The organism is Chryseobacterium wanjuense (assembly GCF_900111495.1).
GTDB classification, from domain to species: Bacteria; Bacteroidota; Bacteroidia; order Flavobacteriales; family Weeksellaceae; genus Chryseobacterium; species Chryseobacterium wanjuense.
In genome coordinates, this window is the sequence record NZ_FOIU01000003.1 from 58084 (window position 1) to 71282 (window position 13199).

General features: G+C 34.2%; 11 protein-coding genes and 1 pseudogene. 6 read left to right on the forward strand and 6 right to left on the reverse strand.

Annotated features, from left to right (window positions below; translation table 11 throughout):
• The first annotated feature begins 751 nt into the window (after positions 1-751).
• Together BMX24_RS16770 and BMX24_RS16775 are read left to right on the forward strand one after the other, a co-directional pair.
• Positions 752-1528, forward strand: coding sequence for a helix-turn-helix domain-containing protein (locus BMX24_RS16770; RefSeq protein WP_170835736.1), 777 nt, complete (start codon positions 752-754; stop codon positions 1526-1528).
• A gap of 166 nt (positions 1529-1694) precedes the next feature.
• On the forward strand, positions 1695-3092 hold the full coding sequence (locus BMX24_RS16775) for a serine hydrolase domain-containing protein (protein WP_228404923.1): 1398 nt from the start codon (positions 1695-1697) through the stop codon (positions 3090-3092).
• A 484-nt stretch (positions 3093-3576) separates the two neighbouring features.
• Here BMX24_RS16775 and BMX24_RS16780 read toward each other — a convergent pair whose 3' ends face one another.
• Positions 3577-4218 (reverse strand): outer membrane beta-barrel protein, encoded by a 642-nt coding sequence (locus BMX24_RS16780; protein ID WP_170835738.1) that lies wholly within the window; start codon positions 4216-4218, stop codon positions 3577-3579.
• Positions 4219-4598: 380 nt separating this feature from the next.
• Between BMX24_RS16780 and BMX24_RS21530 the strand changes: the two are divergent.
• Positions 4599-4958: pseudogene (locus BMX24_RS21530) on the forward strand (TonB-dependent receptor); the annotation flags it as partial.
• On the opposite strand, the gene BMX24_RS21535 reads toward BMX24_RS21530, so the two are convergent.
• Positions 4890-5210 carry a cytochrome P460 family protein gene (locus tag BMX24_RS21535; RefSeq protein WP_089794820.1) on the reverse strand — a complete coding sequence of 107 codons (321 nt, stop codon included), beginning with the start codon at positions 5208-5210 and terminating at the stop codon, positions 4890-4892. The pseudogene BMX24_RS21530 and the gene BMX24_RS21535 overlap by 69 nt on opposite strands.
• A 47-nt stretch (positions 5211-5257) precedes the next feature.
• Between BMX24_RS21535 and BMX24_RS16795 the strand changes: the two genes are divergently transcribed.
• Positions 5258-6679, forward strand: coding sequence for a tetratricopeptide repeat protein (locus BMX24_RS16795; protein WP_089794822.1), 1422 nt, complete (start codon positions 5258-5260; stop codon positions 6677-6679).
• Positions 6680-7276: 597 nt separating this feature from the next.
• On the opposite strand, the gene BMX24_RS16800 is transcribed toward BMX24_RS16795, so the two are convergent.
• The 4 genes from BMX24_RS16800 to BMX24_RS16815 form a co-directional block, all read right to left on the reverse strand.
• Positions 7277-7987 carry a LytR/AlgR family response regulator transcription factor gene (locus BMX24_RS16800; RefSeq protein ID WP_089794825.1) on the reverse strand — a complete coding sequence of 237 codons (711 nt, stop codon included), beginning with the start codon at positions 7985-7987 and terminating at the stop codon, positions 7277-7279.
• A gap of 2 nt (positions 7988-7989) precedes the next feature.
• Positions 7990-9021, reverse strand: coding sequence for a sensor histidine kinase (locus BMX24_RS16805; RefSeq protein ID WP_170835739.1), 1032 nt, complete (start codon positions 9019-9021; stop codon positions 7990-7992).
• 76 nt (positions 9022-9097) lie between these two features.
• Complete coding sequence (locus tag BMX24_RS16810) at positions 9098-9406, reverse strand: DUF4907 domain-containing protein (protein ID WP_170835740.1); 309 nt, start codon at positions 9404-9406, stop codon at positions 9098-9100.
• Positions 9393-10376 carry a Kelch repeat-containing protein gene (locus BMX24_RS16815; protein WP_089794832.1) on the reverse strand — a complete coding sequence of 328 codons (984 nt, stop codon included), beginning with the start codon at positions 10374-10376 and terminating at the stop codon, positions 9393-9395. The genes BMX24_RS16810 and BMX24_RS16815 overlap by 14 nt, the downstream gene beginning before the upstream one ends.
• A gap of 225 nt (positions 10377-10601) precedes the next feature.
• Between BMX24_RS16815 and BMX24_RS16820 the strand changes: the two genes are divergently transcribed.
• Positions 10602-11942 (forward strand): DUF4270 family protein, encoded by a 1341-nt coding sequence (locus BMX24_RS16820; RefSeq protein WP_089794834.1) that lies wholly within the window; start codon positions 10602-10604, stop codon positions 11940-11942.
• Positions 11943-11951: 9 nt separating this feature from the next.
• Positions 11952-13184, forward strand: coding sequence for an outer membrane beta-barrel protein (locus tag BMX24_RS16825; protein ID WP_089794836.1), 1233 nt, complete (start codon positions 11952-11954; stop codon positions 13182-13184).
• Positions 13185-13199: the final 15 nt, after the last annotated feature.

A 13199-nucleotide genomic window follows, 5' to 3' on the forward strand; every position in this document is an offset into this window, starting at 1 on the left:
GGTCTTTTTCTAATTTGCATTAGCTTAAGCTTAATTTTCTAATTCAATTCTTATATGACTCAAAATGCCTTTAAGCCATTTAGAAACAATTTCTGATCAGATATACTGTGTTATATGTGTTCGTAATCAATAAATTTGTAATAAATTCATAAAATTATGTTAGGAGATATAAGAAAACACTTAATAGAAGTGGCTAGAAGTAAAAGAACTTGTATTATACTGAACTTAATAATCACAACTTCAGTTAAACCTAAATTTTGATAACAGTTTTGACAGAAAATTAATCGATGATTGGCTTGGTGAAATCTCATTACATGAGTATAATAATAAAAGACCTCTAATAAGTGCTTTGGTTATACACAAATCAGATAAAGAGCAGGGAAATGGATTTTATAAATTATGCCAATCTATTTTCGAAAAAAATTGGGAAGATTTAAAGGCTGATAAAAATTTTGAAAATCAAAAATCGAGGAATGTCATGAATTTTGGAGTAATACAAAGAATTATAGGAATTATAAAGATGACTACTAATAAACTTTATAAATAATAATATGGATTTATTTGTAATAGCCACGACTTTATCTGACAGTTAAGAATATGAAAAACTTTTACAAAATGAATTCTTACTTGACTTCAGTGTTTCTGTTTTTTATCAATCTCGATTAGAATAGCTGGATAGCTTCTTCGCTAAAGCCGATTATCTTTCTGATATATGATAAAATATTATCACGTAAAATCATACCTTAGCAAAATGATCAGACTAAGCAGTGGAACTTACCTTGGGGAAAACACCAGCCGATATGAAGGCAATGGTATCCAACTCGTTGATACAGTCTACCATCAGGTTGTTTCAAACGATTGGCATTCTCATGAGCACACTCACCTTACTTTAGTGCTCGATGGAGGAAACCGGGAGCAGCGGCGCGGTGCCGACTACCAGCTGGGTGCAGGTCAGGTTATCTTTTATCATAGTGATGAGGTACACAGAAACGACCATACATTGTTTCCTTCACGGAATATTAACTTGGAGATCGGACCAGAGTTCTTTGCAAAATATGAACTCACTGAAGTCCAATTTGCTGAAGCTATTAAATTTCATAATATCAATGCATCATTTATTTTACGCGTTTTTAAAGAAGCAGAGCTTAATGAGGACGCTCTGACCGACCACGTTGCTGAATTGCTTATTTCTCCTCTAAACAAAAAATATAAAGTACCTCCAAAATGGGTAAGAGAGCTGCATCAGCTATTGAATGACAACTGGCAAGAAATTCCCAGCCTCCATGCGCTTGCAGCCCTTGTGAGTGTACATCCTACCACAATCTCTAAGCATTTTACTCAATACTTTGGATGCACACTAAGCCAATACCTTAGAAAGCTTAAAATTGAACGGGCGATCCCGATGTTGCGGGATAAGTTTTCGATTTCTGAGATAAGTTATTTTTGCGGGTTTGCAGATCAAAGCCATTTTATTAGAACCTTCAAAACAGAGACCGGTTTATTGCCAAAAGCCTTTCGTAAATTGTAAAGGCAAATCCTGTTCTATTTTTTTATTCCAAATGTCATTAATTTTGTTAAATGATTAGGACTCATTTAATTGGTTTGTTGTTGCTGTTAATAACCTTTAGATCCAATGCACAGGATGTTAGGTCAAAATTGACAGCTTTTATACTAGCCTGGCAAAGGAAGACAGGCTGAACGGTAACGTGCTGATAGCCGAAGGAGAACAGGTAGTTTATCAGAAGTCTTTTGGCTTTGCCGATTTTGAAGAAAGAAAAGTTAATAACATGCGGACAGCATTTCAGCTTGCTTCACTTTCAAAGCCTTTCACAGCCATCGCCATCTTGCAATTGGCTGATCAGCGAAAGCTAAATTTGGATGATAAATTGAAAAAGTATATTCCAACTTTTCCTTACCCCGGGATCACCATCAGTCAGCTCCTTTCACACAGTTCAGGAGTTTCAGATCAGGATTTGGGGCAAGCACTGGCGACATTTGAGAAAGCAAACGGACACCCACATACCAATACAGAGTTGTTGCAATTTCTTGCCGGACATCCAGTGAGTTTTAAGCTTGCACCGGGTCAGAAGTGGTGGTATAGCAATTTGGGATATGAATTACTGGCCTGCCTAGTCGAAAAGGTATCCGGGAAATCATTTGACCGGTATCTAGCACGATACATCTTTAAACCCGCGGGTATGAAAAACACTTATCTGCTTTCTTCTCCGAAGGCGCAGCAAATGTATCAGGCGAAAAACTATGATTACCCAAAAATTTATGCGACCGACCGAATCCGTATTGATCAAACTGCAGCGGATTATAAGGAACGGGCTTATGGACACAGCAATATTGTGAGTACTTGTGAAGATCTAATGAAGCTGGCAAATCATTATTTCAATGGATCGTTAGTAAAACTCGAAACAGTGAGCAAGGCAATAAAAGGCACACGACTTGAAAACGGGCAACCCAACTCAGTTTGGATGAATATTGGCGGACTGGGAAATACAGTAGACGGGCTCGGATGGTTTATTTTTACGGATTCGGAAAATAGAGGTCAGTTATTTCATGCCGGCGGTATGGCCGGGGCGGTGACAATATTGCTATATGACATGGAGAAAAAACAAACGGTGATCATTTTGGATAATACAGGGAGTGAGGGCATTTACAAAAATGCCCAAAACGGCATACGAATACTAAACCACCAGCAAATGACACCTGCTAAACGAAATCTGGCTAAGCTGTATGGCCGCTGGCTGGTTAGCAAGGGGGAAAAAATAGCTGCGGAAATGTTGACATCAAATAAACAGGATACCACTAATTTCACACTTTCTGAAAATGACATGAACAATCTCGGATATGCTTTTTTAGGAGACAAGCTTTATAATAACGCGATTGCAGCTTTTAAATTAAACTGCACAATGTTCCCAATCAGCGATAATGCATGGAACAGTTACGGCGAAGCACTAGAACAGATCGGACAAACTAAGGAAGCGGAGGAAATGTACGTCAAGTCCTTGCATCTAAACCCGGTAAACATCGATTCGCAAAAAGCATTGGAACGAATCCATGCTGCAAGCGGGATTAAGAAATAATATTAATAGAAGTACAAATCCAAACTTTTTTGTACAGGATTTAAGAAGTTTATATACGCTGTGAGAACACTAAATATTATAAGAAAAGAGGACGAGCATCGAATTCTTGATTTAAGGACAAATCGCAATTTAGGGCATCGTAGCATAGCCAGTGAGATGAAACGTTTATATGAGTACTCAATCTCGACTGCAACTGTTCATAAAATTCTTAAAAAGAATAATAAACAGTATTTGAAGCTTAAGCGTTACTACCGTAAAAAACAAACACAATATCATGCCGGTATTTTCAGGTTTCAGAAGGGATAATAAATAAAATCAATGTTGCTTAAATATAATTTTCTACTAGACTCAGCAATCACAACAAGCCCAGACAAACGTCAGGGCCTGTTGCTATCAGTGATTTTTAAGTTTTAATGTCAAGTATCTTTTACTGTTTTATAGTGTTAAAAATAAGGGAAGAATGTCCAAACAGATCGCCCTTCTTCTAATTTCCCAGATCATTATTCTGCATTTTTCTTCTTGTGCTTTTTATTTCGTCTTTAAGCTTTCCAAATTTATAAGTGACATTGAAACCAAATGACTTATAATAATCTCTCACATAATTACTTTGGTAGAAATCAATTCCATTTATTTCAGTAACTCCATTCCTGAATTTATTAAAAGGATTATTGATATAGGCTGAAAATGAAAGCTGATTGTCCAAAATACGTTTGCTGAAACTGAAAGAAGAGCCTGTAAAAACATTGGTCGTACTTTGAAGACCGGCCGGCATTTTACTATTGATATCGATGCTTGAATTGATATTCCAATTATTTACAAACTGGTAATTGGCTGAAAAATAAATATAATACGTAAAAAGATTGTTTTCAACTTCAATGCCATCCAGCTTACCTTTAATAAAGAAAAAAGCAGAATTTCCATTGACACTCAAAGTCAGTTTTTTAGTGACAGGATAATTCAGGTTATAGTCCAAACCCAATCGGCTTGCTTTGCTAGAGTTTTCAAAGGTTGTTCTCGTAATATTTGTCGCAGGATCATAAGTTGAAACTTTCAGATCGATCTTATTAAAAAAGGAATAACCTAATCCAAGGTTAAGGCTGATCTTATTATTATAAGAATAATTCAAATTTGAAGTCTGTAAAGGAAATATTAGATCAAATGCGAACAGACTACCAACTAATAATCAATATCATGACTCAAAAAGACCAGAATTTCTAGAGAAAAATTTAAAGTATTATAGAAACTTCCCCAAAGAAAAGAATCTTGATATTGATTTCTTACATACTCCTTCTCTTTTAAACCTAGATTCCCACTCATTGAATGACCTATTACCATTGACAAAATCGACTAGTAATGTATATCTTTTTATTCCATAAAAAAATTTTACAAATATTTGCACTCCTCTTTTTTTCAAAATAAAGTGATTTTAATTTTGGAAAAACATCCTATTATTTTAAATTTGTTATCAATAAGTTAATAATGAGAAAATAGTTAATTTTAACACTATTGGTGGTAGGAAGTTTTAATTTTGCACAAGAAATTAAGAGTTCAACGGTTCAAGATTCAGTCCAACTTACAAAAGATGTCCAGGAAGTTCTTATAAAAGCACAACGAAAAAAACAATTTGTAGACAAGGCAATTTATACTTTTGATGATGAAGCCTTAAAAAAAGCAAGATATGCTAATGATCTACTGCAAACCTTGCCTGAACTTCAATTTGATCCTATTTCCAGCAGTATTTCTAGTATTAAAGGGGGGAAATTTTTACTTTTAATAAATGGTGTTGAATCTACAGAATCACAGGCAAGAGGCATTCGACCGGAAAATGTCATAAGAGTTGAGTATTATGATAACCCTCCTACCCGCCCGATTCGCCATCGGCTTGTGGCATTCAATACATTCATTATCAAAGTCATGTGTTTCTCCATAGGGCTTAAGATCATTTCCCTTCCATCTTCCCCATCCCCATTCTTTAATCTTTTTATACTTTTCTGCATCCTTTACCCTCAATTCGACCTGAAGAAATTCACCTATTGCAATACTACCATCCTGCTTTATCAACTTTACGACAGATATTAATGTTATTTGTCTCACAATATTTTTAATGCTTTTTTGCATATTTTTGTAAAAAAGCAATATTGAATGCCAATAGTGATTAAAAATTTATGGGAAAAACAAAATTTATAAGAACATTATGCACATTACATTTCCTTTTTGTGTTTTTTCAGGTACATGCACAGAATACAATACCAGAAATTGACAGTCTACAAAAAAATGAAGCAAAGAGATTACAGGACATTGGTAACCTGAGAGGGAAGATTTTACTTGAAAAATCACTGTTTAGACAATCCAAAAAATTAAAGTATAAAAAAGGAGAATTAAGAGCATGCATTGGCATCGCATCTACACTATGCGGTCTTTCGAGGCATAAAGAAAGCTTTCAGCTCTTAGAATATTCTAGCAGAGAGCTAAGGAATTTTGATGACGCTGAACTAAAAACTAAACTAAATATTGTATACGGAAGGAATTATTATAGCTTAGGAATGTACAAAAAAGCGGTAAAAAGCTTTAATGAAGGAGTAAAAAATGCTTGTGAAATTGAGGATACAAAGAACAGGAAAAAACAGCTTTTTTATATTTATGAATGGAAGAGATCGAGCTTCTCTATGATGGGAATGAGTGATTCAGCAAAAATAATGGAACGCAAATGTATGGAATCTCCCATTCCGATGTTATTTATAGAAATAGCGCAAAGGCATATGATGTCTGGCCAGATAGATTCAGCAGAATTTTATCTGGGTAAAGCTGCCGTTTTAGCCCAAGACGCCTCTGCGGAGAGTAAATCCAACGTGCTTCGAGGCTATGGTGAACTGTATATGAAGACAGAAGATTATGACAAAGCACTGACCTCTTTATTCAGTTCTTTAAGCATTTCCCAAAAAGCAGGGCTCAAGAGTCGTGACAGAGAAACATACAAACTCATTGCCCAAGTTTACAACAGGCTTCATCATATTGAAAAAGAAAACGAATATTTGCAGAAATACTCTACTCTTAATGACAGCCTTATTGAGAATGAGAAAAGCGCACTGGATATTCCGATAGAGATATTACTTAACCAAACGGGGGAGAAAGGCATCAAGAACAATACAATTCCTCCTAACTACATCGTCCTGTTATTAGCGGGTTTCACGGGTATTTTGCTCACCTACGCGATTTACAGTAAGAAGCAGAAATCTAAGAATAAAATAATCCGTGAAGAAGCATTACCTATCAATGATGATAATAAAAAACCGGATATCAGCCTGAATGAAGTGGTTCAGCTTGCCATAAATGGAGATCCCACTTTTATCATCGTATTTAAAGATTTTTATTCTGATTTTTACACTACTTTAACTTCAAAACATCCAGAACTTACGCTCAATGACCTGCGGTTTATTGCCATGGTGAAGCTCAATTTTTCCAACAAAGAGATTGCCCAGTATGGGAATATGTCGATCCGAACTGTCGAATCAAAAAAGTATAGATTACGAAAGAAACTGGATTTACCGGCAGACCTTGATTTTAATCAATGGGTTTTGGGACAATAGTATACATTTATTTTTTTAAAATTTTGAATCAGTCACATATTTCCAACACAAAAGATACATCCTAAACACTAATAAATTAGTTTTTTTCCAAAATTTATTCTGGTAGTGTCAAATCCAATAAAAAATAATTTTAAACTTATTTATACTTATATCTTAAATGAATTTTGAAAATATATTCAATTTCTTCTACCCTCTTTTAATCATCGAAAAAGATCAGAGCAAGTGTAATTATTCAGCAAGGTTGCAACACTCATATTCATTATCTATACTAATCAAAATAGTGTATCAATAATAACATAATGCTCTATAAATTAACAACATGAAAAATTTAAGATTAATTATTTGTTTCTTTCTTTCTTTTTACAGCAAAAAGCATATACAGTCAGCAAATAAAATTAGAAAAGGCAAATCTTGTGCCCCATAATGTTTATATGTAAATCAACAATTTACAAGGAGAAGATATTATTAAAGTCGTAAAAGATTCTGCTATTAAAGAAGCGGACGAGCCTACATTTGTCCAAATAAAAAACACTGAAATACCGGTATTTTTAATATAGAAAATTGGAGAATAAGTCCTGCAAATTCTCCATAGAGTTCTTATTTATATTTTCCAATTACTTCATTGAGAAATGCTTTATATTTTTCACTTATGGGTACTCTTTCATTTCCAACTGTAAGACTATTTTTTCCGATAGTTTGTAAATGTTGAAGTGATATTATATGTGAATTATGAACTCTGATAAAGTTCTCAGAATCAATCTTTTCCATAATAGACTTCATTGTTTGATGCACAATAAGTTTTCTGTCCTCCGTATAAATGATAATGTAGTCTTTAAGAGCACTGATACGTTTGATCTCACTTAAATTCAATTTTACATCTTCATTATTGAAGCGCACAAAAATAAATGAATCTTTGAGAAAATTCTGAGTACTTTTCTCCTTCAGCATTTTCGAATTGCTGTAATGTTTATAGCTTTTGTAAACGGCTTTGAGAAATCTTTCAAAAGAGAATGGTTTCAACAGAAAATCAACTACTCCCATCTCGAAACCCTGTACTGCAGAATCATCATAAGCTGTAGTAATTATTACATCAGGAAGTTTGTTGAAGCTTTTCAAAAACTCTATCCCTGAGATGTTAGGTAGGTTGATATCAAGAAAAATAAGGTCGATATTTTTCTCTTGCAAAACAGGGATGGCTTCCTGGATATCATAACAGTTTTTCACAAGATTCAGGAATGGTATTCTTGAGATATATTCTTCAATAACGTGATGCGCCAATTCTTCATCATCAACAATTATACAGTTCATATTTAATTCAATTGAAGTTTTAAATTAATTTTATATTCTGATCCGTTATCGTTAATATCCAGCTGGTATTTTCCCGGATAAAGGAGGTTCAGCTTCAATTTGGTATTTTCCACTCCCAATTTGTTCTCGTTGGTTTTTTCATGGTTTTTTCTTTCATAAAAATTCCTGATGCTGAAATCCAGCAGCCCATTTTGCAAATGGACATTAATATCCAGAGGTCCTTTCCTCAAATCAGCATACTTAAATGCGTTTTCCACAAATGTTAAAAGTAGAAGCGGTTCAATTTCATAAAGATCAAAATTACCATAAAATTCACAATTAATATTATTGAATTTACTGAAACGGATGGACTGTATCTCGATGTATTTCTTAATGTTGGTAATTTCATCATTCAGATTATTTCTCTGCATGTTTTTATTATTAAGCACATAACGCATAATATCAGATAAAATAAGAATGACCCTGGGAGTGTCTTTAGACTGTGTGATGGATAATGAATAAATACTGTTAAGCGCGTTAAAAAAGAAATGGGGGTTGATTTGCTCACGCAGGATTTTTAATTCGCTGGACTGTCTTTCAAATTCCAGAGCGCTGATTTTTTTTCTGTTCTCCATCCATTTATCTAAAAAGAAAAGCAGGGTACTGAAAATAATGGAAAAAATTCCTATTTTGAAGAAAATGTCGGAAAAATGGATATCATCATTAAATGAGCCTATCTTTCCATCTTTCGGAAGAAGTGGAGGGTGCTGTGGCAATGGCGGTATAAAAACGATCATAAGAGCAATATATATCACGGCAAACGAAATCGTAATGACAAGAATTTTTTTAGGCGTCTGTCGGATAATAAACGGGAGAAATATATAATAGTTTATGTAAAACAATATCATGGAAACCAGGAATATTTTCAGGTTCATGAGGAGAAGAAAATTCCCGAAAATAGAATAGTCTATGATCAGTTTGAAGAAAATAAGAATACTCCAGATAATCCAGTGATAAATGTAGGGGGTTTGTATTTGTTTAAAAAATGAAGTCATAAAATCCATCTGTTTATTTATGTGCACAAATTCCTTCAATACGTAATTGAAGGAACTTTCATTGTAATTAAAGCATCTAATACTCTATATTCATAGAATCCAGTTCATGTATAGAAATTTTTGGTAAAGAATATTTATCTATTTTACTCACAACAAGATCGGCTGTCTTTCGTGCATCTGTTTTGGTTTTAAAGCTTTTATTCCCCTGTATGGCAGGGACAAAAGGCTGGTTAATTATTATCTTTTGTTTTTTTAAGATTTGATAGCCGTATCCTGAATTTTGTTTTGTTATTTTAATTTCAAGACTGTTATTTTTCTTTTCACAGCTGACCAGAAATATTCCCAACAAAAAGAATAGTCTCAAAAAGTTTTTAATCATCATCATTTTCACTTTCGTTTGGATGAAATACCCAGATATCATCAAAATACGAGGAACCACTGTTTCCTGTAAGCACATAGCCATAATTTCCTAATGAAAATGCACATGCACTTTCTCTGGCAGATCCTTCAAATGCTGTTCTTTCCGTCCAGTCATTAGTCGATGGGTTGTATTCCCAGGTTGTATTTCCTACACCACCCGTAGATCCTGTTGAAACATATCCTAAACCTCCGGCTGCAAAGGCTGCAGTTGAAATACGGCTTTGTGAGTCGTCGTCATTACTGGTGTCTACTTTTCTTGTCCATGTTTCAGAAGATGCATCAAAGGCCCAAAAATCTGAAACCAGGCTGTTGTTATTACTTCCAAATCCAACATATGCTATATTATCGATGACAAAAACGGCACCATCTCTTCTCTTAGAGCCTCCTAAACTTGTTATCGTGCTCCATGATGCATCAGACTCACTGTATTTATAAAAATCTTTTAGCTCGCTTCCGTCATATCCTGTTCCTACATAACCTTTATTTTCTATCCCGAAAGCTAAGGCTGCATATCTTCCTGTTCCAGGAAAATCATCGATCTGGCTCCATGAATTAGAGGAAGGATCATATTTGTAAAAATCTTTCAGTTTATTCAATCCATCATATCCTGTTCCTACATACCCATATAAATTAGTGGCAAAACCTACAGCAGAACTTCTTTTTGACCCTAAAAAATCCGCTTTTTGAGTCCAGGCATTAAGATTAGGATCATAGCTCCATAAATCATTATAATAGACATCTCCGTCATATCCTCCTGTTATATATCCCTTTCCATTTACAACAAATGCTGAAGCATTGGAACGGGGTTTACCATCCAAATCCGAAACTCTTATCCAGTTACCTATCAGTTCATCGTCATCATCATCATTTCTACAACTTACTACCAAAAATGTTCCTGCAAAAGTAAGAGCTAAGACTAAAAGTTTATTGTTCATTATTCATTTCTTTTTTGCAAAACAATTTCATTCTGATGTATTGCGAAAATTTTTTAGACAGATCACTGCTTTTTATAGTCAGATTATATTGTTTTTACGATGGTTTAAAAATATTTCCAAAATAGCCATTTATCTAAAGGTACATTAGTTTTGTCTAGAACTAACGGCCAAAGGGAGAATAAATTTTTCCTCAATAGCAGTTTCCTCTATGTTTGCGGAAAAAAGATGTATAAATACCTATTATTATGTGTTTCATTATTGTTTTTATTTTCCTGTGAAGATGAAAGCAATACGTATGAAGTGGGAAGCTCCTGGATAGATGCCCAATCCAAAATCGTGATGATCGATACCCTTACTATGAAGATGTCGACAATTATGGTGGACTCTGTGGTGACTTCCGGAAGAAGCGTAATGATGGTAGGTAATATAAAAGATCAGACTTTCGGTAAAGTGACTTCTTCTTCCCTTTTTGAACTTACTCCTGAAAGCTATACATTAACATCTCCCTCCAATGCTGTTTTTGATTCCGTGGTCATGTATCTTACGAATACAGATTTTTATTACGGAGATACCCTGAAAACATATAAGCTTGATGTACATCCTTTAGCAGACAGGATAAAACTTAATAACGGATATCTATATAATAAAAGTAATTTTAATTACTCGTCAAATTCTATCGGAAGTACAGAATTTTATCCCAGACCAAACACAGACAGTAGTTATGTAAAAATTAAACTGGATCAATCGTATGGGCAAACGCTTTTTAATACCTTAAAAAACAATGATGTTAATAATCAGGAATATTTTCTGAATTTTTATAAAGGTTTGGCATTGGTTCCTTCTTCCGAAAATAATGCGATGTTGCGTTTTGGAATAAATTCTTCTTATCAGGTGCAAATCAGTAAAAGTACTAAAGAAAAAGTTTCAAATATTGTGAGAATGTATTATCATACAATATCGCAAAACGGAACTGAGCCAGTGAAATACACATTAGATCTGAATCCGAGTACAAGTTATCAATACAATAAAATTCAAAGCGACTTTACAGGCTCTGATCTGGCAAATCTTACCCCGGCTAATCCCATACCATCAGCAAGTTTAGGAAATAAGACTTATCTCATGGCGGGAATCGGTGTTTATACTAAAGTAGAGCTTCCTTATCTGAAATCACTGAAAAATTTGTATGAAAATTATAAGATCATTGATGCTAATCTTTCGGTAAGTCCAGTTGCCGGATATTATTCTCATCAATTTTATAATCCCAGTCCGCTTTATTATTATGTAGGAGATAAATTAAACCATATTGTGAGTGCATACACTTCTGACGGAAGCACTGAAATCACATCCGGCTTATTGGCCGACAGCGAGTTTCAAAATGAGCATGTTTACAATTTTTCTTTGACAGAGTATGTTAAATCTATATTGTCAGAATCTGCAAACTCCAATTACAATACACTTATTTATCCTTCTTCATATATGGACGTACTTTCAGGAAAAACCGTATTGGGAGACCAGAAGAATACAACAAATCCTGCTAAACTTAAGGTATATATTTTAGGATATTAATTTAGAATTATGAATAAAAAAAATAAAATATTAATCAACCTATTCTTCCTGTCTGCTTTTGCATCAGAATCTTCGGCTCAGAACTCCTCTCCGTATTCATATTTTGGAATAGGAATGTTTAATAATGTAGATGATGCCAGAAATATAGCCTTAGGGAATACCGGTATTGCATTGGATGCACCGGATTATATCAATTCTAAAAATCCTGCGGCCATGACTGCCATTTCTACAAGGAATGTGATTTTAAATGTGAGCGGGATGCTCAAATATAATACAATTTCCAGTAATTTAGGATCAGACAGAAGATTGAGCTCCAATTTCACCAATTTCAGTGCTGCTTTAAGGATTTCAAAAAATGCTTTTGTGGGTATCAGTATGCAGCCGGCAACTTCTTCCGACTATAAGATCTCATCTACCATTCCAATTGAAGGAACTGCCAGCGAATATCCCGTTACTTACGAAGGAAGTGGAGGCATCTCAAACTGGGGAATAAGTTTAGGATATAAAATTAATGATAACTGGAGTGTCGGAGGTAAAGTAAAAAATAATTTCGGAACCATTGTCCGTAAAGAAACCATTACAACAACTTCAGAGGTTGAAATCAGCAGAAATATAAGATATACAGGCTTTAGCTATAACCTGGGAACACAGTTTAAAAAAGATTTTACAGAAAATTTTCAGCTGACTTTGGGGGGTGTCGTTAATTTCGGAAGTAAACTGGTTTCAAAAAGGGAAGTTTCATATACCGAAAATAAAGATTATACCAACAGTGTTATCTCAAAACTTTCTTCGAATGATTCTTCGCTTCCTTTAGAACTCGGACTGGGAATAGGTCTTTTGAAAAATGAAAGATATCGTATGACTTTTGACTTTACACAGAGTAATTGGGATGATGTAAAAAATACTGAAACTTCAGAGCAGTATTACAGACAGAATACCTATGGTTTGGGGGTTGAAATTCTTCCTGGAAGAAAACAGATCGAAAAAATTTCCGAAGCGTTTATTTATCGTTTCGGAATTAATTATGATACCGGATATTATAAAATCAATAAAGCTAAAATTGACAAATTAGAAGCCACCTTTGGGCTGGGTATCCCTCTAAAAAAAGTGATGCTGAATGTAAACTATGGATATGGGATTCACGGAGTCCAAAAAAATGTTTCAATCAGAGAAAATTATCATATGCTGAATATTAGTGTGAACATTCTCGATATCTGGTTTAAGAAACGTTATCTTGATTAAATAAGTATTTTTTAA

What these genes read in the sequence shown, in the direction of transcription:
- BMX24_RS16825 (WP_089794836.1), top strand. Translation starts at nt 11,952, where the DNA reads ATGAATAAAAAAAATAAAATATTAATCAACCTATTCTTCCTGTCTGCT.
- BMX24_RS16805 (WP_170835739.1), bottom strand. Translation starts at nt 9,021, where the DNA reads ATGACTTCATTTTTTAAACAAATACAAACCCCCTACATTTATCACTGG.
- BMX24_RS21535 (WP_089794820.1), bottom strand. Translation starts at nt 5,210, where the DNA reads ATGCAAAAAAGCATTAAAAATATTGTGAGACAAATAACATTAATATCT.
- BMX24_RS16810 (WP_170835740.1), bottom strand. Translation starts at nt 9,406, where the DNA reads ATGATGATGATTAAAAACTTTTTGAGACTATTCTTTTTGTTGGGAATA.
- BMX24_RS16815 (WP_089794832.1), bottom strand. Translation starts at nt 10,376, where the DNA reads ATGAACAATAAACTTTTAGTCTTAGCTCTTACTTTTGCAGGAACATTT.
- BMX24_RS16800 (WP_089794825.1), bottom strand. Translation starts at nt 7,987, where the DNA reads ATGAACTGTATAATTGTTGATGATGAAGAATTGGCGCATCACGTTATT.
- BMX24_RS16795 (WP_089794822.1), top strand. Translation starts at nt 5,258, where the DNA reads ATGGGAAAAACAAAATTTATAAGAACATTATGCACATTACATTTCCTT.
- BMX24_RS16820 (WP_089794834.1), top strand. Translation starts at nt 10,602, where the DNA reads ATGTATAAATACCTATTATTATGTGTTTCATTATTGTTTTTATTTTCC.
- BMX24_RS16770 (WP_170835736.1), top strand. Translation starts at nt 752, where the DNA reads ATGATCAGACTAAGCAGTGGAACTTACCTTGGGGAAAACACCAGCCGA.